Annotated in this window: 18 protein-coding genes; 16 read left to right on the top strand and 2 right to left on the bottom strand. The window is 65.3% G+C overall.

Annotated features, from left to right (window positions below; genetic code table 11):
* Positions 1-72 precede the first annotated feature (72 nt).
* Complete coding sequence (locus AB6730_RS10205) at positions 73-2,499, bottom strand: TonB-dependent receptor plug domain-containing protein (protein WP_371023507.1); 2,427 nt, start codon at positions 2,497-2,499, stop codon at positions 73-75.
* 376 nt (positions 2,500-2,875) lie between these two features.
* Between AB6730_RS10205 and AB6730_RS10200 the strand changes: the two genes are divergently transcribed.
* The 9 genes from AB6730_RS10200 (at position 2,876) to AB6730_RS10160 (ending at position 11,589) form a co-directional block, all read left to right on the top strand.
* Positions 2,876-3,181: an FmdB family zinc ribbon protein gene (locus AB6730_RS10200; RefSeq protein ID WP_371023498.1), complete on the top strand. Its 306-nt coding sequence runs from the start codon at positions 2,876-2,878 to the stop codon at positions 3,179-3,181.
* 139 nt (positions 3,182-3,320) lie between these two features.
* Positions 3,321-3,863, top strand: coding sequence for a DUF3011 domain-containing protein (locus AB6730_RS10195; protein WP_371023497.1), 543 nt, complete (start codon positions 3,321-3,323; stop codon positions 3,861-3,863).
* A 98-nt stretch (positions 3,864-3,961) separates the two neighbouring features.
* The gene (gene aspS / locus AB6730_RS10190; protein ID WP_371023496.1) at positions 3,962-5,734 is read left to right on the top strand and encodes an aspartate--tRNA ligase; all 1,773 of its coding nucleotides are present in this window, start codon (positions 3,962-3,964) and stop codon (positions 5,732-5,734) included.
* A 14-nt stretch (positions 5,735-5,748) separates the two neighbouring features.
* Positions 5,749-6,375: an esterase/lipase family protein gene (locus AB6730_RS10185; RefSeq protein WP_371023495.1), complete on the top strand. Its 627-nt coding sequence runs from the start codon at positions 5,749-5,751 to the stop codon at positions 6,373-6,375.
* Positions 6,376-6,440: 65 nt separating this feature from the next.
* Positions 6,441-7,190, top strand: coding sequence for a YebC/PmpR family DNA-binding transcriptional regulator (locus AB6730_RS10180; protein ID WP_371023494.1), 750 nt, complete (start codon positions 6,441-6,443; stop codon positions 7,188-7,190).
* A 43-nt stretch (positions 7,191-7,233) separates the two neighbouring features.
* Positions 7,234-7,755 (top strand): crossover junction endodeoxyribonuclease RuvC, encoded by a 522-nt coding sequence (gene ruvC, locus AB6730_RS10175; RefSeq protein WP_371023493.1) that lies wholly within the window; start codon positions 7,234-7,236, stop codon positions 7,753-7,755.
* On the top strand, positions 7,752-8,348 hold the full coding sequence (ruvA, locus tag AB6730_RS10170; RefSeq protein WP_371023492.1) for a Holliday junction branch migration protein RuvA: 597 nt from the start codon (positions 7,752-7,754) through the stop codon (positions 8,346-8,348). Before ruvC ends, ruvA begins: the two co-directional genes overlap by 4 nt.
* Positions 8,349-8,350: 2 nt before the next feature.
* A complete protein-coding gene (locus AB6730_RS10165; protein ID WP_371023491.1) occupies positions 8,351-10,252 on the top strand; it encodes a potassium transporter Kup in 1,902 nt (633 codons plus the stop codon).
* Positions 10,253-10,638: 386 nt separating this feature from the next.
* A complete protein-coding gene (locus AB6730_RS10160; RefSeq protein ID WP_371023490.1) occupies positions 10,639-11,589 on the top strand; it encodes a hypothetical protein in 951 nt (316 codons plus the stop codon).
* A gap of 111 nt (positions 11,590-11,700) precedes the next feature.
* Here AB6730_RS10160 and AB6730_RS10155 read toward each other — a convergent pair whose 3' ends face one another.
* The gene (locus AB6730_RS10155; protein ID WP_371023489.1) at positions 11,701-12,600 is read right to left on the bottom strand and encodes a LysR substrate-binding domain-containing protein; all 900 of its coding nucleotides are present in this window, start codon (positions 12,598-12,600) and stop codon (positions 11,701-11,703) included.
* 162 nt (positions 12,601-12,762) lie between these two features.
* Between AB6730_RS10155 and AB6730_RS10150 the strand changes: the two genes are divergently transcribed.
* From AB6730_RS10150 to tolB, 7 genes are all read left to right on the top strand, one after another.
* On the top strand, positions 12,763-14,232 hold the full coding sequence (locus AB6730_RS10150) for an MFS transporter (protein ID WP_371023488.1): 1,470 nt from the start codon (positions 12,763-12,765) through the stop codon (positions 14,230-14,232).
* A 7-nt stretch (positions 14,233-14,239) separates the two neighbouring features.
* The gene (ruvB, locus tag AB6730_RS10145) at positions 14,240-15,280 is read left to right on the top strand and encodes a Holliday junction branch migration DNA helicase RuvB (RefSeq protein WP_371023487.1); all 1,041 of its coding nucleotides are present in this window, start codon (positions 14,240-14,242) and stop codon (positions 15,278-15,280) included.
* The gene (gene ybgC, locus AB6730_RS10140) at positions 15,277-15,681 is read left to right on the top strand and encodes a tol-pal system-associated acyl-CoA thioesterase (RefSeq protein ID WP_371023486.1); all 405 of its coding nucleotides are present in this window, start codon (positions 15,277-15,279) and stop codon (positions 15,679-15,681) included. Before ruvB ends, ybgC begins: the two co-directional genes overlap by 4 nt.
* Before the next feature lie 32 nt (positions 15,682-15,713).
* Positions 15,714-16,397: a protein TolQ gene (gene tolQ, locus AB6730_RS10135; protein ID WP_306849579.1), complete on the top strand. Its 684-nt coding sequence runs from the start codon at positions 15,714-15,716 to the stop codon at positions 16,395-16,397.
* 15 nt (positions 16,398-16,412) lie between these two features.
* On the top strand, positions 16,413-16,856 hold the full coding sequence (tolR, locus tag AB6730_RS10130; RefSeq protein WP_306849581.1) for a protein TolR: 444 nt from the start codon (positions 16,413-16,415) through the stop codon (positions 16,854-16,856).
* Positions 16,843-17,787 carry a cell envelope integrity protein TolA gene (locus AB6730_RS10125; protein WP_371023485.1) on the top strand — a complete coding sequence of 315 codons (945 nt, stop codon included), beginning with the start codon at positions 16,843-16,845 and terminating at the stop codon, positions 17,785-17,787. The genes tolR and AB6730_RS10125 overlap by 14 nt, the downstream gene beginning before the upstream one ends.
* 112 nt (positions 17,788-17,899) lie before the next feature.
* A complete protein-coding gene (gene tolB / locus AB6730_RS10120; RefSeq protein WP_371023484.1) occupies positions 17,900-19,228 on the top strand; it encodes a Tol-Pal system beta propeller repeat protein TolB in 1,329 nt (442 codons plus the stop codon).
* Positions 19,229-19,275: the final 47 nt, after the last annotated feature.

The following is a 19,275-nucleotide window of genomic DNA, read 5'->3' as shown; positions in this document are numbered from 1 at the left end:
GGGAGCCGACCCTGTCGGCGATGCTTCATACTTTGTGGGAGCCGACTTCGTCGGCGATGCTCTCCCTACCCGTCAGAACCGGAAGCCCACCTTGGCGTAGTAATACCGCCCGTTGAACCCGAACGGCGACAGCGCCGAATACTGCAAGCCGCTGAAATAATCCTCGCCACTGTTGGTCGGCTTCACCCGCTGCGGATACTGGTTGGTGACGTTGTCCACGCCGAGGGTGAAGTTCCACTGGTCGATGGTGTAACCGCCGGAAAGGTTCAACAGCCACCGCGCGGGAAAGACCTGGTCGGTCGTCGGATCGGTATTCACCCGGGTCACTGAGCCATAGCGGGTCAGGTCCGCGTGCGCGTTGAAACCGTCGAGCGTCCAGTCCGCGCCGAACAGGAATTTCGTGCGTGGCGTGGCCTTGGTCAGGATGCCCTGGCTCGAACGGCCGAACAATTCGATCGGGCCGGATGAATTGGCCTGGAGCACGGCTGGCGTTTCGCCCACCGAGAGCACCTTCACCTTGTTGTAGTTGCCGCTGGCCAACAAGTTGAATTGCCCGAACGCCGTCGTCGGGATGCGGTAGTTCAGCACCAGGTCCGCACCGCGGGTGCGCGTGGTGGCGGAGTTGGCGAAGTACTGCACCGCGGTCACCTGCTGTCCCGGGACCACGCTGTTGAAATACGCCGCGAGCAGTGGATCGGTGAGGCTGATCGTGTCGGAGTAGAGGATCTGGTTCCAGATGCGGATCTGGTAGATATCCAGCGTGGCGCTGAAGTCGGCCGTCGGTTCCCACACGGCGCCGATGCCGTAGTTGGCGGATTTCTCCGGTTTCAACGGTTTGGAACCGAGTGCGATGGCCGCGGGATCGGACGTGCGATAGGTGCCCGTCTGCGCGAGCTGTCCCGTGCTGGGATCGATGATGGTCACCACCGACTGGTAGTTCTGCTGCGCGAGCGAAGGCGCGCGGAATCCGTTCGAGATCGTGCCGCGCAGGGCGAACGTGGGCGTGAACTGGTAACGCGCGGACAACTTGCCCGAGCGCGTCGAGCCCGCGTCGCTGTAGTGCTCGTAGCGGCCGGCGACACCGGCGGAAAACTTGTCGGTGACATCGGTCTCGAGGTCGACGTAGGCCGCTTCGCTGTGCCGCGTGAAGCTGCCCGCGGCGGCGGGCGAGAGTCCGGGGAAGACCTGCGCGCCACCCGCGTAAGGCGTATCGGTGCCGGGAATCAAGGTGCCCTGGTTGAAGTAGTAAGACTCCGGATCGCCTGCGTCGATCTGGTATTTCTCCTTGCGGTACTCGGCACCGAAGGCGAGGGTGAGTGGATTGGGCAGCCAGCCCACGCTGAAGTCCTTGCCGATATCGATGTTCGCCAATGCCTGCGAGTTCTTGAACGTTCCGGCATTGAAGTACGTGGGCGATGCGCCGGTGGAATAGAACAGGTTGGTGTTGACGCTGTTCTGCACGTCGAAGACGAGATCGTTGATGCCGTAGTTGCCCGATGCATCCCAGCGCCATCCGCCATCCGTCACGCCCTTCACGCCGAGCACGGCGGTGGAGTCGTTGGTGTGGTTGACGATCTGCGGAAGGAAGCCGTCGGGATAGATCTCGGGCACGTTGCGCGCATTGGTCGCGCCGCGGTAGTAGCCGTTCGAGGTGACGTCGCGGCGGCTCAGGCTGAGGTAGCCGTAGAGGTCGACATTGCGCGCCAGTTCGTACTGGAAGTTCGTCAGCGCCTGGTAGGTCTTCACCGCCGGGTCGCCGTAACGCTGGTGGGCGACGTTGCCGTCGGCGGCTTCTTCCGGCGTGAACAGGCTTACCGGCGAGGCGCGGTTCGTGTTCATCGAGTTCTGGTAGCTCCAGGCCAGGCGCAGCCAACCCTTCGCATCCGCACCCTTGCCGCCGAGGTCGACGCCGACCGAGCCGTCGATGCCGTTGGTCTCGCCATCGCCCTTGTCCATGATGCCATAGTTGGCGTTGATGGAATTCTTGCCGGCCCCCGCGCCGTGCTTGAGCACGATGTTGATGACGCCCGCGATGGCATCGGAGCCGTATTGCGCGGCGGCGCCGTCACGGAGAACCTCGATGTGGTCGATCGCCGAGATGGGGATCGAGTTGAGGTCGGCCGGTGCCGCGCCACGACCCACGGAGTTGTTGTAGTTGACCAGGGCCGACGTGTGGTAGCGCTTGCCGTCCACGAGCACGAGCGTCGCGTCGGGCGAAAGCCCGCGCAGGCTGGCCGGGCGCACGGCGTCGTTACCGTCGTTAATCGCCGGGCGCGGGAAATCGAGCGAGGGCAGCAGGCGGCCCAGGGCCGTCGCGAGGTCGGTGCTTCCCGTGGACGTGAGATCCTTGGGCGACAATACGTCGATCGGCGAGAGCGAATTGGCCTCGGTGCGCGTGGTGCTGCGCGTGCCGGTCACCACCACCTGGTCGAGTTGCCGGGCCTCCTTGGTATCCGGCGGCGGCGTCGCATCCTGGGCGTAACCGGGCGTCACGATCATGAGACCGAGGGCGGGTAGCCAGAGGCTGGCCGACGGCTTGCGTCGTAGGGTCTTACCTGTCGTCATCGATGGTCCCCAAGGCGAGCTACGGCACGCGGAGCGGGAGTGCCCCGCGGACGCGGCGGGAAAGCCGCGTTGGGATGACGCTATGCATGCTTGCTGCGACGCGTCAACACATTCGTCATGAATGCGCCATCGTGGGGAAACAATGGTGTGTTAGGCCTTATTTACAGGGGCTTGGCACGGAACTGGCTTTTCCAGCCATTTTGGTGCAATGCAAAATGTCCGGGGCGCTTTCGCGGGTCGAATCGCCAGGAATTGAAAAACCGTCCCCCACCCCGATAATGCCGGCCAGATACCAAGAGATACCCGCCCCATGCCCATCTATGAATTCCAGTGCCAGGCCTGTGGCCACCGCTTCGAGCGCTTGCAGAAGATCGCCGATGCCGATCCCTCCGCCTGTCCCAGCTGCGGCGAACCCCGGGTGGGCCGCCTGCTGAGTGCACCCCAGTTCCGCCTCGCCGGTGGTGGCTGGTACGAGACCGATTTCAAGAAGGACGGCGATAAAAAGCGAAACCTGGTCGAAGGTTCTTCCGGGGGGCCCGCCGCCGCGCCTGCGCCGGCGCCCGCTCCGGCTCCCGCCGCCACCCCGTCGGCGGACGCCAAGCCGTCCGGCGGCTGAAGCAGGGGCGCAGCGGCTCAGGCGACCGGCTGGTCACCGAGGCAGGTCCTACGCCGAGCCGGGGCGTTTTCTTACGGTCCGTTCAAACATCGTTGCGGATCCCTCCGATAATTTTGCGTCACACACATCGGAGGTAGGTATGAAACGCATCCTTGGACTGGTCGCCATGCTCGCGCTCGGCGCGGGGCTGTCATTGACTCCGCACGTGGCGCACGCCCAGCGCGGCGGCGACACGGTCAACTGCTACAGCGACAACGGACGCCGTTCCTACTGCCGGGTGCCCTGGCGCGACGCGCGCCTGGTCCGCCAGGATTCCCAGACCGCCTGCATTCGTGGCCGCACCTGGGACATGGATCGCGGCGGTCTCTGGGTGGACGACGGTTGCCGCGGCATCTTTCAGGAAGCCGGTGGCTGGGGTGGCGGTCGTCCGGGCTGGGGCGGCGATGACCGTCCGGGCTGGGGTGGCGGTGGTCGCCCGGGCTACGGCGGTGGCGGCCAGATCGTTTCCTGCGACAGCGAAGACAACAAGCGCGTGTTCTGTCGCTGGCCGATCGGACGGGGCGCGCGGCTCGTCGAACAGACCTCCAAGGCCGACTGTCGCGAAGGCTACTCGTATGGCTTCACCCGTGACGGCATCTGGGCCGATCGCGGCTGTCGCGGCAAGTTCGACATCGGCCGCTAAGGCCTCGGCCCGCGCTTGGGGGACCCCGGCTCGTGTTACGATCCGGGGTCTTTTCCCACGCTATTGACCGCCTTCGCGGTAGCCGGAGCTTCAAGCGCATGCGCACCCATTATTGCGGACTCATCGACGAGTCGCTGATCGGCCAGGACGTCACCCTTTGCGGCTGGGTGGACACGCTTCGTCTGCAGAGCCACGTGGCCTTCGTCGACCTGCGCGACCACGAGGGTATCGCCCAGGTGGTGATCGAACGCGATAACGCCGACGCCTTCGCCGTCGCCGGTGAACTGGGTTACGAATTCGTCATTCGCGTCACCGGCCAGATCCGCAAGCGCCTGTCGGCCAACGACAAGCTGAAGACCGGCACGGTCGAGTTGATCGCCGACAAGGTCGAGATCCTCAATGCCGCGCGCGACCTGCCGTTCGCGCTGCACGAGTCGCCGAACGAGGACATGCGGATGACCTACCGCTACCTCGACCTGCGCCGTCCCGAGATGCAGAAGATGATGCGCACGCGCACCGCGCTGGTACGCGAGTTGCGCCGTTATCTCGACGCCGCCGGCTTCCAGGACATCGAGACGCCGATCCTCACCAAGGCCACGCCGGAAGGCGCGCGTGACTACCTGGTGCCGAGCCGCGTGCATCCGGGCCAGTTCTACGCGTTGCCGCAGTCGCCGCAGCTGTTCAAGCAGATCCTGATGATGGCCGGTTTCGACCGCTACTATCAGATCGCCCGCTGCTTCCGCGACGAGGACCTGCGCGCCGACCGCCAGCCGGAATTCACCCAGCTCGACCTCGAGTTCGCCTTCGTCGAAGAACGCGACGTCCAGGACTTCGTCGAGAACCTGATCCGCCACGTGTTCCGCGAAGTGCGCCATGTGGAACTCGACGCCGTGTTCCCGCGAATGACCTACGAAGAGGCGATGCGCCGCTTCGGTTCCGACAAGCCCGACCTGCGCATTCCGCTGGAGCTGGTCGACATCGCCGAGGCCGTGAAGCACGTGGAGTTCAAGGTCTTCTCCGGACCGGCCAACGATCCCGCCGGCCGCGTCGCCGCGTTGCGCGTGCCGGGCGCCGCCGTCCTGTCGCGCAAGGAGATCGACGGCCTTACCGATTACGCCGCCAAGTACGGCGCGAAGGGCCTGGCCTGGCTGAAGGTCGACGACCTCGGCAAAGGCCGCGACGGCATCAATTCCCCGGTGGCGAAGTTCCTGGACGACACCGCGCTGGAGCAGGTGCTGACGCTCACCGGTGCCGCCACGGGCGACATCGTCTTCTTCGGCGCCGGCGCCTGGAAGACGGTCACCGACTTCATGGGCGCGCTGCGCATCAAGCTGGGCCGCGACCGTGGCCTGGTCGAGAACACGTGGAAGCCCCTGTGGGTCACGGACTTCCCGATGTTCGAGTACGACGACGAGGAAAAGCGCTTCGTCGCGCTCCACCATCCGTTCACCGCGCCGAAGGTCGACGATATCGCCGACCTGCGCGCCAACGCGGCCATCGCGGTCAGTCGCGGCTACGACATGGTGCTCAACGGCAATGAAATCGGTGGCGGCTCGATTCGTATCCACCGTCCGGAGATGCAGAGCGCCGTATTCGACCTGCTCGGCATCGGCGCGGCCGAGGCGGAAGCCAAGTTCGGCTTCCTGCTCAAGGCGCTGCGCATGGGTGCGCCTCCCCACGGCGGCCTGGCCTTCGGCATCGACCGCATCGCGGCGCTCATGGCGGGTACGGAATCGATCCGTGACGTCATCGCCTTCCCGAAGACCACCAGTGCGCAGGACCTCATGACCGACGCCCCCTCGCCGGTGTCCGAGCCGCAGTTGAAGGAACTGCACGTCCGCGTCGCCGCCGCGGAGCCGTTGAAGGCCTGATCCTGAACGCGCCGATGACTCTCCCGCCTCCCGAGGTCCTGTTGTTGCACGGCCTGTGGATGCGTGGGTTCGCCATGGCGATGCTGCATCGGCGGTTGCGCGAGGAAGGTTTCCGGGTTCACCAGTTCGAGTACATGAGCATCGCGGCTCCGCCGGAGCAGGCGATCGCGCGGTTGCGCAAGCGCATCCGCGCCCTCGGCCCCGGCCCGGTACACGTCGTGGGGCACAGCCTCGGCGGCATCCTGGCCCTGCTGGCCTGCCGCGACGACGACCTGCCGGACGGCCGCATCGTCTGCCTGGGTTCGCCCCTCAACGGCAGCGGTGCCGCGCGGGGGCTCACCCACCGCTGGGGTGGCGACATGTTGCTCGGCCGCTCCAAGGAATTGCTCGAGCACGGGCTGGACCGCTGGGACGGACGCCGCGAGGTCGGCATGATCGCCGGAAGGATGCCGGTCGGCCTGGGCGCTTTCGTAGGCGAGCTGGGCGCCGAACACGACGGTTCGGTGGGCGTGGAGGAAACCCGGCTTCCCGGCCTCGCCGACCATTGCGTATTGGAAACCAGCCATACCGGCATGCTCGTATCGGCCGATGTCGCCCGCCAGGTGGTGGCCTTCCTGCGCGAAGGCCGGTTCGCCGATTGACCCGTCAGGAGCGCACTTCCGTTAGAATCGCGCCCTCGTCCGTCCGGTAAGTCCAGGAATCGAACATGGGTAGAGGCCCGTCCATCGAAGGTCGCAAGAACGCCGAAGACGCCAAGCGCGCCAAGGTGTTCACCAAGCTGATCCGCGAAATCACCATCGCCACGCGTGGCGGCGTGCCCGATCCCAACGGGAACCCGCGCCTGCGCGCCGCCGTCGACAAGGCGCTCGCGGCGAACATGACCAAGGACACCATCGAGCGCGCCATCAAGCGCGGCTCGGGTGCCGAGGGTGGCGCCGACATGCACGAGATCCGCTACGAAGGCTACGGCCCGGCGGGTACGGCGCTGATCATCGATTGCGTGACGGACAACCAGGTCCGCACGGTGGCCGACGTGCGCGCGGCGCTCAACAAGCTCGGCGGCAACATGGGCACCACCAATTCGGTGGCCTTCCAGTTCACCCGCGTGGGCCAGGTCGTGGTGCATACCGGCGGCGACGCCGATGTCGAAGCGAAGCTGGAAGAAGCGGCGATCGAGAACAACGCCGAAGACATCGTCATCGAAGACGGCGTCGGCACGGTGCTGCTGGCGTCCGATCCCATCGCCGTCGAGGCCATGCGCAAGGCGCTGGTCGCGGCCGGCTTCGAGGTCGAGAGCTCCGACGTGGTGATGCGGCCGAACGGTCCGCTGGTCACGCCCACCGGCGAGGCGTTGGAACAGTTCGAGAAGCTGCTCGAACGCCTGAACGCGCTCGACGACGTGGACGAGGTCTACCACAACGCCATCTTGCCGGCCCACGACGCGGACGAGGCTTGAGGCCTTACCGGCCCCTTCCTGTCTTGCGCGTAGCATCGCTGCCATGACTCGCATTCTCGGGATCGATCCGGGCAGCCAGCGTACCGGCGTCGGCGTCATCGACGTGTCGGACAGCGGCGCGCTCACCCACGTATGGCATGGCGCCCTGGTGATAGGCGGGGAGGCGACCTTCCCGCTCCGCCTGAAACGCATATTTGACGAGCTCTGCGGCATCATCGGCACGCACGGTCCGGCGGAAGCCGCGATCGAGCGCGTGTTCATGGCGCGCAATGCGGACTCGGCCCTCAAGCTCGGCCAGGCACGCGGCGCCGCCGTGTGTGCCGTGGTCAGCCAGGGAATCGTCGTGCACGAGTACGCCGCGACCGAAGTGAAGCAGGCGGTGGTCGGTACCGGCCGCGCCGACAAGACCCAGGTCCAGCACATGATCGGGATCATCCTCGGCATCAAGGGCCCGCTGCAGGCGGACGCCGCCGATGCCCTGGCGATCGCCATCGCCCATGCGCATACGCGTTCCAGTATCGAGCGCGTCGGCATTCCCCGCACGGCATGGAGACGTCGTCGATGATCGGTCGCCTGCGCGGCACCCTGGTGAGCAAGCAGCCACCGTCGCTCCTCATCGAAGTGGGCGGCGTCGGCTACGAGGTCGATGCACCCATGTCGACCATCTACGACCTGCCCGGCACGGGCAAGGAAGTGATCCTGCTCACCCATTACGCGGTGAAGGAAGACGGCGTGGCCCTCTACGGCTTCCTGCGCGAAGCCGAGCGGGCCATGTTCCGCAACCTGCTCAAGGTCAGCGGCATCGGCGCGAAGATCGCGCTGGCGGTGCTTTCCGGCGTGGCCACCGACGAGCTGTCGCGGCTGGTCCATGCGGGCGACGTGGTGGCCCTGACCAAGATCCCGGGCATCGGCAAGAAGACCGCCGAACGCATGGTGGTGGAACTGCGCGATCGCGTGGACGCGGTAGGCGTACGCCTTCCGGTCAGCACGCTGGGCGAAGCCGCGCCGGCCGATCCGGTCGGCGAAGCCACCGTCGCCCTGCAGCAACTCGGCTACAAGCCGGTCGAAGCATCCCGGCTCGTTCAAAAAGCCGCCGCCGAAGGCGATTCCGCCGAGGCCATCATCCGCAAGGCGCTGCGAGCGGCGCTCGGAGGTTGAGAGTGAAAACGGAAAACCCCGCCGAAGATATCCAGCACGCCCACGGCCGCCGCATCGGCGCCCTGGCGCTGGGTGCCATCGGCATCGTCTTCGGCGACATCGGCACCAGTCCCCTGTACGCCATGAAGGAGACCCTGGGAACGCACGGCATGACGCCGCATCCCACCGCGGTGCTCGGCGTCCTCTCGCTGATCTTCTGGTCGCTGATCATGGTGGTGTCGCTGAAATACGTGACCTTCGTGATGCGTGCGGACAACAAGGGCGAAGGCGGCATCATGGCGCTGATGGCCCTGGCCCAGCGCAGCGTCAGCGGCTCGCCGAGGGCCCGCTGGGTACTCGCGGCGATCGGCATCTTCGGCGCCTCGCTGTTCTATGGCGACGGTGTCATCACACCCGCGATCTCGGTGCTATCGGCCGTCGAAGGCCTGGAAATCGCCGCCCCGCAGCTCGATACCTACGTGCTGCCCATCTGCCTGGTCATCATCATCATCCTCTTCGCGGTGCAGCGGCACGGCACGAATTTCGTGGGCAAGGCCTTCGCGCCGGTGATGGTGATCTGGTTCCTGGTGCTCGCCGGCCTGGGCCTGCGCCAACTCGTGGCCCATCCCCAGGTGCTGGCCGCACTGAATCCGTGGTACGCGGTGACGTTCTTCCTCGAACACGGCAAGCAGGCCTTCATCGCCCTGGGTGGCGTGGTGCTGGCGCTGACCGGCGCCGAGGCCCTGTATGCCGACATGGGGCATTTCGGCAAGAAGCCGATCCGCCTGGCCTGGTTCACCTTCGTGCTGCCGGCGCTGTTGATCAACTATTTCGGGCAGGGCGCGCTGCTGCTGCACGACCAGACGGCGATCGAAAACCCGTTCTACAAGATGGTGCCGGAAGACTGGCTCTATCCCATGGTCGCCCTGTCGACGATGTCCGCCATCATCGCTTCGCAGGCGGTGATCTCCGGTGCGTTCTCGATGACCCGCGAGGCGATGTCGCTGGGTTATTCGCCGCGCATGGCGGTGGTGCATACCTCGCATGAGATGTCCGGACAGATCTTCGTGCCCTGGGTGAATCGCCTGCTGCTGGTGCTGGTCTTCCTTGCCGTCATCGGCTTCCGTTCCTCGAACAACCTCGGCGCCGCATACGGCATCGCGGTGACCGGCACGATGACGATGACGACCTTGCTGGCCCTGGTCGTCGCACGTCGCCGCTGGCATTGGCACTGGTCGGCGGTCATCACCGTGGGCGTGATCTTCCTGATCGTCGATATCTCGTTCTTCGGAGCGAACGCGCTGAAGATCGCCCATGGCGGCTGGTTCCCGCTGGTGCTGGGCGTGGTGATCTTCACCATGATGACCACGTGGCGGCGGGGCAGGGAGTTGGTGGTCCGCGAGATCAAGCAGTCCGGTCTCGCCCTCGAACCCTTCGTCGCCAATATCGCCGACCACCCGCCGCTCATCGTTCCGGGTACCGCCGTGTTCCTCACGGCGAACCAGAACTCCGTGCCGCACGCCATGCTGCACAACCTGAAGCACAACAAGGTGCTGCACGAGCGCAACGTCCTGCTGACGGTGGAAATGCTCGAGACGCCGGTGGCGGACTACGAAGAGCGCATGGAAGTGATCGAGTACGGCAATGGCTTCTATGGGCTGCAGCTGCGCTACGGCTTCGCCGAGGACCCGAACATCCCGCTGTCGCTATCTCGCGCGAGTACGTTGGGCCTCGACTTCGACATGATGGACACCACGTTCTTCCTGTCCCGCGAAACCATCGTGGCCGATGTCCGCCGGCCCGGCATGGCCCTCTGGCGCGACAAACTGTTCGCCTTCCTCGCACGCAATGCGATGCCGGCGACGGCGTTCTTCCAGATCCCGGGCAACCGGTTGATCGAGCTGGGGGCGCAGGTCGAGATTTGACGCGGAACGCTTGGCACGTTCGGGGGCGGTGTTCGCGCTCGTGCTCGGCTTCGCCGTTGCTTTTTTTGCGTCGAGGAAAGGGAGAGGCGTCGGGTGCCATTCTCTTCGCTAAGTCCTCGTCCGGCCTACGCCTCCCTGCGGAATCGCTCTGAGAACGGCACCCGACGCCTCTCCCTCCGAACGACGTGGTGGATTGTTGGGTGAGCCGGGCATCGGGTAGGTCTGGGAAATGCGTGTGGCACTAAGGAGCCATGTACTGCGAGGGCGCGCCCGCAATTCGTCAGGGGGTTACGTTCATCACTTGTCGATATGTACCGGTCGTCGCAATTGCGGCACCTCTTTAGCCTTGCCTGTGTCCGAATCACGGGCATGGGAGGAGGTAGAACATGCAAACATCAAGATGCGCCACTGCACTGTTGGCGCTGGGCTGGTGCGCCGAGGCGTCAGCTGCGGTGAAGTGGTTGAGCCGCGCTAACTGCGTCGGCGGAGCCATCAACGAATCGGTCACCTACGACCGTCCGCAGCTGAAAAGTCACTTCATGTACACGGAAAGCCATCACGTGGGTTTCGGTGCTGTCGGTGGCCATGCTGTTGCGGCGCCTTGGAACGTAACCTGGCGCTCATATGCCGGTGACGTGGCTGATTCCAAATCTGGCATACCGGCGAGTGAATTGGAGCGAGCACGAGCCGAAGGGTTCGACATGAGTCGTATGCAGGGTTCCCCCGGCCTTCATATCGTTTCGCTCGACAAGTCGCCATTCGTGGGAGCCATGGCCGGACAGATCAAACAAGAGATAGCCGAGCATTCCGCGAACGGAGTCATCGCTGCGCCTGCCGGCGAGGTGCTGGATATGCGAAATGCCCGGCGACTGGCAAAGGGGCATGTGGATCGGTTCACCATGTTCGACAAGGCATACGCATCGGTAGCCGACATTCGGCCCCATCTTCGCTATGAGCCGATCTCCGTGAGCGGCACGATCCTGGATGGGTTGCCTTTGGTGGAAGCGACGGCGGCGGGAGGCTTGAAGGATGGCCGGTGGAGCGGGCTTTCGCGGTCATGGGACGTTGCCGGTCTCGGTTTCGTCCAACTCAGTGAGTCTGAATACCGTGAGAGTGGCGGGTCGATCACCATGGTCAAGGAATGGGTTAACGCGGAGGTCAATGGGCATGCTGCCACCATCAAGACATCCCGCGATGATGAGGGTGTCACCCGGGTCGCCCTCGGTTGGGTGACCGACAGCACCGTTTTCCGCCTGGATCTACAACCAGTCGATGGTGATGCCTTGAAGGGGAATCAGGAGGCACTGCTGGCGATGGCGCGGGCCCTAGGCAGCTGACCGGCGGGGGCATGTCCTTTCGTACCGGGCGGAGCGATGGATCACGTCGGGTACAGGTCGAGATCTAACGGGAAGCGCCGGGATTTACCGGCGTTTCCCTTGTGTCGGCGCCTATGCGCCGACGGGCTCCTTGAACAGCCGGGCGCAGACGAAATCCACGAAGACGCGGATCTTTGGCGACAGTTGCCGGCTGGATGGCCAGATTACCCAGAAGCGTCCCTCGTCCGCGGGAAGGTCCAGGGGGATGCGTAGCAGCTGGCCTTCCGCGATGGCGCCACGGGCGAGGAAATCGGGCATGTAGCCGAGCCCGAGTCCCTCGATGGTCAGGGCGCGAATCGCTTCCATGTTGCTGCACGTCAAGGCGTTGTGTGTCGTGCGGGTGTCGGCGAATGGCCAGTGGCGGATCTTGCCGCTGGTGGGGAAGCGAAACTGCAGGCATTCGTGCCGGGCCAGGGCGGCGATGCCGTCCGGCATGCCGTGGCGTTCGATGTATGAGGGTGCGGCGCAAAGAACGAAGCGGAATGGCCCGAGCAGGCGTGACATCAGCCGGGAGTCGGGCAGGTCGCCGCTGCGGATCACCGCGTCGAATCCGTCTTCGATGATGTCGACGAGCCGGTCGCTGAAATCGAGGTCGAGTTCCACATCCGGGTGGAGGCGGTGGAACTCCGCGATATGCGGGACGAGGAAGCGATAACCGATCGTGGGCAGGCTGACTCGAAGCCGTCCGCGCGGTGCTTGCGCCGCCTCCGAGACCATGGCTTCCGCGTCGTGCAGATCGTCCAGTACCTTGCGGCATTGCTCGTAGAACATGCGGCCTTCGTCCGTCAGCCGAACTGTGCGCGTGCTGCGCTGAAACAGGCGAGCGCCCAGGGACTTCTCCAGTCGGGCGATCGTCTTGCCGACGGCCGATGCGGAAACGCCCAGTTGCCTGGCTGCGCCGACGAAGCTCAGCGATTCCGCGGTCTGGACGAAGACGGCGATACGAGAAAGATTTTCCGTGGGCTGATTCAAGACATCAAGTCCTTTATGCGTGGAATCTGAGCCTGATTATGTCGGATTGCCTTGTTCTTAGTATGCATTCCTGTGTCATTCCCGGATCGAGCCATGCACGATATGTCCAGCACTTCCGCGTCCCGCAGCCTGCCCGTCCTCGTCGCCGTCTGCCTGGCCGCGGTGATCCTCCCGCTCAATTTCTCGGCCGGGGCGGTGGCGACGCTGGCGATCGGTCGTGAGTTCGGTGGTGCCGATACGCACCTGGCATGGATCACCAATGCCTTCATGCTGACCTTCGGTAGTTCGCTGATGGTGGCAGGGGCGTTGGCCGATGAATTCGGGCGCAAACGGATGTTCGTCGGTGGGGTCGCCGCGCTGACCGTCCTGTCGTTCGGGCTTTGCGTGGCGCCAGGCATCCTCGTGATCGATGTCATTCGCGGACTTCAGGGTTTCGCCGCCGCGGCGGCGCTGGCCGGGGGATCGGCCGCCTTGGCCCAGGTGTTCGGGGGAAGGGCCCTCACGCGGGCGTTCAGCGCCCTCGGTACCAGTTTCGGCGTCGGTTTGGCATTCGGCCCCTTGCTGGCCGGTGCCCTGATCGGTCGCTTCGGCTGGCGTTCCGTTTTTCTCGTGATTGCCTTGATTGGCATCGTGGCGCTGGTTGGCGGGGCGCCGCGCATGCGCGAGTCGCGTGATCCGGAGGCCTCGGGTGTCGATTGGCCGGGAGCGGCGACGTTCACCACGGCGCTGGCGTGTTTCACGTTCGCGGTGGTGCAGGCTCCCCGATTTGGATGGGGCAGCGCCTCGACCATCGGCTTGCTCGTCGCGTCCGTGCTCCTGGCCGGCACGTTCGTCTGGGTGGAGGGGCATGTCCGCCGGCCGATGCTGGATCTCTCGCTGTTCCGCTTTCCGCGCTTCGTCGGCGTGCAGGTATTACCGCTCGGTACCTGCTACTGCTACATCGTGCTGTTGGTGATGCTGCCGCTTCGCTTCATCGGCATAGATGGCCTGAGTGAACTGGACGCGGGCATGATGATGCTGGCGTTGAGCGCGCCCATGCTCGTGGTTCCCTCGTTGGCGGCATCGTTGACCCGGTGGGTCGCGCCAGGGGTGCTCGCGGCAGCGGGGCTGACGGTCGCGGCGCTCGGTCTTTACCTGATGAGCCGTATTCCGATGGGAGGCAGCCCATTGACCCTCATCCTCGCCATGCTCGTCATCGGTTGCGGTACCGGGTTACCGTGGGGCCTGATGGACGGCCTGTCGATCACGGTGGTGCCGACCGATCGGGCCGGGATGGCTACCGGCATCTTCAGCACGACCCGAGTCGCAGGAGAGGGCGTGGCGCTGGCGATCGTCACCGCCGTCCTCGCCTCGCTGATACAGGTTCGAATGCCGTCTACGGGAGTGATGGCGGATCATGTGCGAGAGGCCGGCGTCCAACTCGCCGCCGGTGACCTGGCGCAGGCGCAGCGGTGGATTCCATCGGCATCGCGCGCCGTACTCACCGGCTATTACACCGAGGCGTTTCGCATTCTGTTGCTCGTGCTGGCCGCCATCACCGCGCTGGCCGCGATCGTGACTTTCTTTTGCCTGACTGAAGTAGCCGGGCGCGCTCGTTCGTCGGAGGCCGGCGGGCTGCCAGACCTGCCATAATGCGGCCATGTCAGAGCACCGCATCATTTCAGCCGCTGCCGCCATGGACGACGAGGCGCTGGAAGCCAGCATTCGTCCGAAGCGGCTGGCCGAGTATCTCGGCCAGCAGACGGTGCGCGAGCAGATGGCCATCTATATCGAGGCCGCCCGGCGACGGGGTGGGGCGCTGGATCACGTCCTGATCTTCGGGCCGCCCGGCCTGGGCAAGACCACGCTCTCGCACGTCATCGCCAACGAACTGGGCGTCAACGTGCGCTCCACGTCGGGTCCGGTCCTGGAGCGGGCGGGCGACCTGGCCGCCCTGCTGACGAACCTGGAAGCCAACGACGTCCTCTTCGTGGACGAGATCCACCGCCTTTCCCCCGTGGTGGAGGAAGTGCTCTACCCGGCGATGGAAGACTTCCAGATCGACATCATGATCGGCGAAGGGCCGGCGGCCCGGTCGATCAAGCTCGACCTGCCGCCTTTCACCTTGATCGGCGCGACCACCCGGGCGGGTTTGCTTACCGGCCCGTTGCGCGATCGTTTCGGTATCATCCAGCGCCTGGAGTTCTATAGCGTCGACGAGCTGACGGCGATCGTCCGTCGCGCTGCCCGGATCTTCGGCATCGATTGCGAGCTGGACGGAGCCATCGAAATCGCCCGCCGTTCGCGCGGTACCCCGCGTATCGCCAACCGGTTGTTGCGCCGGGTACGCGATTTCGCCGAGGTGCGCGGCGATGGCCGGATCACCCATGCGCTGGCCCGTGCGGCCACCGACATGCTCAAGGTGGACGCCGAGGGTTTCGACGACCTCGACCGGCGGTTGCTCAGCACGATCATCGAGAGCTTCGACGGCGGCCCGGTGGGCGTGGAGTCGCTGGCGGCGGCGCTCAGCGAGGACCGCGGCACCCTCGAGGACGTGGTCGAGCCCTACCTGATCCAGCAGGGTTACCTGATCCGCACCGCCCGTGGCCGCATGGCTTCGGCCAAGGCCTGGCGCCACCTCGGGCTGAACCCGCCGCCGCGCCAGTCGGCCTCTCCGGACCTGTTTTCGGGCGACGCATGAACCCGTTTCGCTGGCCCGTCCGCATCTATTGGGAAGATACCGACGCCGGCGGCGTGGTCTATCACGCCAACTACGTCCGCTTCATGGAACGTGCCCGGACGGAATGGTTGCGTGCCCAGGGCATCGACCAGGTCGCCCTGCGTGAGACCACCGGGCTCGGCTTCGTGGTCCGCGACATGCACCTGGATTTCCACCGGCCGGCCCGTCTGGATGATGAACTCCTGGTGACGGTGGCGATCAAAGAACGCCGTTCAGCAAGTATGCTGTTCGATCAGGAGATCGTGCGGGGGGATACGCCGCTGGTGCTCGCCAAGGTGCGTGCCGCGTGCGTGAACCTCGACACGATGCGTCCGGCACAGATCCCGGCGGGTCTGTTTCCCCCCGAATTCCCCTTTACCTAAGCCCCAGATACCCGGCGGAGAGCCTTCAAGCGATGAACGGTGGACTGAACATTTTCAAGCTGGTCTCGGAAGCGAGCCTGCCCGTGCAACTGGTGATGCTCCTCTTGCTGGTGTTCTCGTTCCTGTCGTGGGTGATCATCATCCGCAAGTACAGCCAGCTGAAGACCGCCCACGACAACGCCGAGACCTTCGAGGACCGCTTCTGGTCCGGCGCCGACCTGGCCGCCCTGTTCCGCGAGGTGGGCAACCGCGACGGGCAGCACGGCATCGAGAACGTCTTCGAGGCCGGCTTCCGCGAATTCGCCCGCCAGCGCCAGCGCCGCGTGACCGATTCCAACCGCGTGATGGAAGGCGCCGAGCGCGCCATGCGCGTGGCCGGCACCCGCGAGATCGGCAAGCTGGAGCAGAACCTCGAGTTCCTCGCCAACGTCGGCTCGATCAGCCCCTACGTGGGCCTGTTCGGCACGGTGTGGGGCATCATGGGTGCCTTCCAGGGCCTGGGCGAAATGAAGGACGTGACCATCTCGGTCGTCGCCCCGCACATTTCCGAGGCGCTGATCGCCACCGCGATGGGCCTGTTCGCCGCGATCCCCGCCGTGTGGGCCTACAACCGCTACGCCAACAAGGTGGAGCGCATCGCGTCGCGGTACGAGGTATTCCAGGAAGAGTTCTCGTCCGTGCTGCAGCGTCAGATCCACTCCGACGAAACGGTCTGAGCCGGAACGATGGCCATGCGCAACGTCTACCGCCGGCACAAGCGGAAGCTGAAATCCGAGATCAACGTCGTGCCCTACATCGACGTGATGCTCGTGCTGCTGATCATCTTCATGGTCACCACGCCCATGATGAACCTCGGCGTGGACATCCAGCTCCCGCAGACCAACGCCAAGTCCCTGCAGGACAAGAAAGACCCGATCGTGGTGTCGGTCGACGAGGCCGGCCAGATCTACCTGACCGCCAACGGCGCCAAGCGCGAGCCGGTGAGCGCCGACGAGTTCAGGACCAAGATCACGGCCTTCCATAACGCCAATCCGGAACTCCAGGTCCTGGTCGCGGGCGACCAGCGCGTGGGCTATGGCAAGGTCTATTCGATCCTCCCGATCCTCCAGGAGGCCGGCGTCTCCAAGATCGGCCTGATGAGCCAGCCGCAGTCGGCGCAGAATGGAAAACCGTAACGGTACGCCCCGCGCGGTCTTCCTCGCCGCGCTCCTGCACATCGGCATCGTGGCCTTCCTGGGCCTCGCGATCATTCCGTGCTCGGACTACGAGAAGTGGGCCGAGGCCCTGGGCGTGCCCGCGGAATGGAACCCGTTGAAATGCCCGGCGCCGCTGGAACTGCCCGGCCAGATCATCGAGGCCACCCTCGTCGGTCCCACGGGCAGCCCGCCGCCCAAGGCCACCAAGGTGAAGCCGACCCCGGACACGACGCCGCCTCCGCCGGTCGTGCCGACGCCGCCTCCGCCGCAGCCGGAGAAGCCGAAGGTCGAGACCCTCCCGCCGCCGCCGAAGCAGCCCGACCTGAAGGACCAGGAAAAGGTCGTCGACGACGCCGTGCAGAAGGCCGAGGACGCCAAGCGCCTGCAGGAGGAAAAGCAGCGCCAGCGCCAGGCCGAACTCGACGCCGAGCAAGAGCAGAAGAAGAAAGAGAAGCAGAAGGAGATCGACGACATCTTCAAGCAGCTCGACGCGGCGAAGGCGCAGACCAAGAAGGCCGACACCACGAAAAAGCAGGCCGAGCAGCAATTGAAGGACTTGCAGAACGCCAAGGACGACGGCCTGCCGGACCTGCCGCCCGCTGACCAGAAGCAATCGGGTACCAATGGCCGCGACACCGGCAAGCTGGGCCAGTACCTGGCCGCGATCCAGAACACGGTGACGAGTAACTGGCTGCGCCCGGACAACATGCCCAACGCGTCCTGCCAGGTGCACATCGTCCAGGTGCCCGGTGGCCAGGTGCTCAGCGCCAAGGTCGATTCCAGTTGCCCCTACGATGCCGCTGGCCGGGCATCGATCGAAAACGCCGTGCTGCGCGCCCAGCCGTTGCCCTACCAGGGTTTCGAGGACGTGTTCCAGCGCAACCTAACGTTCACGTTCAGGCCGCAATGATGTAGCGCGCCCCGTCCCGGCGAAGGCCGGGGCGGACCGGTTCAGAATCCGGTCACGCAGCCAGTGACCTTCGCGTTAACATTTCGCCGCCGTCTCCCATTCCCAGGTCGCAATGAACCCGCCCATGCGCAGAACGATTTCCCGCCTCGCCATCCTCCTGGTCGCGCTCACCGCCTTCGTGGCCGGTCCGGCCGCCGCCCAGTCGCTCAACGTGGACATCGTCGGCGGCCTGAAGACGGCGACGCCCATCGCGGTCGTCCCCTTCGCCCAGGCCGGCGGCGCGCCCTTGCCAACGGACGTGGCCGACGTCATCCGGGCCGATTTCAACCGTTCCGGCAAATTCCGCTCGCTGGACAAGGCCGACATCGTCGAGACCCCGTCGCAGGGTTCGGACATCAAGTTCGCGACCTGGCGCCTGCTCAAGCAGGATTTCCTGACCATCGGCCGGATCAACGATGCCGGCGGTGGCATGCTCAAGGTCGAATACGAGCTGTGGGACGTCAACAAGCAGCAGAGCCTGCTGGCCCAGTCCTTCACCGCTCCGGCGGGTGACCTTCGTGGCGTCGCCCACCAGATCGCCGACCAGATCTACGAAAAGATCACCGGTGTCCGTGGCGCCTTCTGGACCCGCATCGCGTACATCACCGCGGTCGGTACCGGCAACAACACCACCTATTCGCTGATCGTGGCCGATTCCGACGGCTACAACCCGCAGGTCGTGGCCCGTTCGCGCGAGTCGCTGCTTTCCCCCGCCTGGTCGCCGGACGGCAGCAAGATCGCCTACGTCTCGTTCGAAAGCGGCAATTCGGCCGTGTATGTGCAAAACATCTCCACCGGGTCGCGTAGTCTTATCGCCTCGCACCCGCGCGGCATCAATAGCGCCCCGGCCTGGTCGCCGGACGGCAGCAAGCTGGCGGTCAGCCTGTCCTACGTAGGCAACCCGGAGATCTTCGTCATCGATGTCGCCAGCCGTACCGAAACCCGCGTGACGAACAACTTCGCCATCGATACCGAGCCGACCTTCACCCCCGACGGCCAGAGCATCATTTTCACCTCCGACCGCTCGGGCAAGCCGCAGCTCTACCAGATGTCCGCTTCGGGCGGTGCCGCCCAGCGCGTCACCTTCCAGGGCGGCTTCAACGCCAGCGCTTCGGTGAGCTACGACGGCAAGCAGATTGCGATGGTGCAGGGCAACGGGAACGTGTATCGTATCGCCATCATGGACCGTAGCCTGGGTGGGCAGGTGCGTTTCGTTTCCCCGGGTAACGTGGACGATTCGCCCAGCTTCGCGCCCAACGCCAGCATGCTGCTCTATGCGGCGTCGCAAGGTACTCGCGGCGTCCTGTATGCGGTTTCGGCAGACGGTCTGGTACGCCAGCGCCTCGTCCTTTCGGACGGTGACGTGCGCGAACCGTCCTGGGGACCCTATCGACAGCGCTGATGGCGCGCCCTCGCGGGCGGCGACATCGGCAACGTCCAGGGAAGGGT

The sequence above is a fragment of the Luteibacter sp. RCC_6_2 genome, assembly GCF_041360655.1.
GTDB lineage: Bacteria > Pseudomonadota > Gammaproteobacteria > Xanthomonadales > Rhodanobacteraceae > Luteibacter.
This window is presented reverse-complemented; position numbering and strand designations above follow the sequence as displayed.

Bases quoted from the DNA above. Each gene is read 5' to 3' on its own strand.
- AB6730_RS10205 (WP_371023507.1), bottom strand. From the start codon at position 2,499: ATGATCGTGACGCCCGGTTACGCCCAGGATGCGACGCCGCCGCCGGAT.
- AB6730_RS10200 (WP_371023498.1), top strand. From the start codon at position 2,876: ATGCCCATCTATGAATTCCAGTGCCAGGCCTGTGGCCACCGCTTCGAG.
- AB6730_RS10195 (WP_371023497.1), top strand. From the start codon at position 3,321: ATGAAACGCATCCTTGGACTGGTCGCCATGCTCGCGCTCGGCGCGGGG.
- aspS (WP_371023496.1), top strand. From the start codon at position 3,962: ATGCGCACCCATTATTGCGGACTCATCGACGAGTCGCTGATCGGCCAG.
- AB6730_RS10185 (WP_371023495.1), top strand. From the start codon at position 5,749: ATGACTCTCCCGCCTCCCGAGGTCCTGTTGTTGCACGGCCTGTGGATG.
- AB6730_RS10180 (WP_371023494.1), top strand. From the start codon at position 6,441: ATGGGTAGAGGCCCGTCCATCGAAGGTCGCAAGAACGCCGAAGACGCC.
- ruvC (WP_371023493.1), top strand. From the start codon at position 7,234: ATGACTCGCATTCTCGGGATCGATCCGGGCAGCCAGCGTACCGGCGTC.
- ruvA (WP_371023492.1), top strand. From the start codon at position 7,752: ATGATCGGTCGCCTGCGCGGCACCCTGGTGAGCAAGCAGCCACCGTCG.
- AB6730_RS10160 (WP_371023490.1), top strand. From the start codon at position 10,639: ATGCAAACATCAAGATGCGCCACTGCACTGTTGGCGCTGGGCTGGTGC.
- ruvB (WP_371023487.1), top strand. From the start codon at position 14,240: ATGTCAGAGCACCGCATCATTTCAGCCGCTGCCGCCATGGACGACGAG.
- ybgC (WP_371023486.1), top strand. From the start codon at position 15,277: ATGAACCCGTTTCGCTGGCCCGTCCGCATCTATTGGGAAGATACCGAC.
- tolQ (WP_306849579.1), top strand. From the start codon at position 15,714: ATGAACGGTGGACTGAACATTTTCAAGCTGGTCTCGGAAGCGAGCCTG.
- tolR (WP_306849581.1), top strand. From the start codon at position 16,413: ATGCGCAACGTCTACCGCCGGCACAAGCGGAAGCTGAAATCCGAGATC.
- AB6730_RS10125 (WP_371023485.1), top strand. From the start codon at position 16,843: ATGGAAAACCGTAACGGTACGCCCCGCGCGGTCTTCCTCGCCGCGCTC.
- tolB (WP_371023484.1), top strand. From the start codon at position 17,900: ATGAACCCGCCCATGCGCAGAACGATTTCCCGCCTCGCCATCCTCCTG.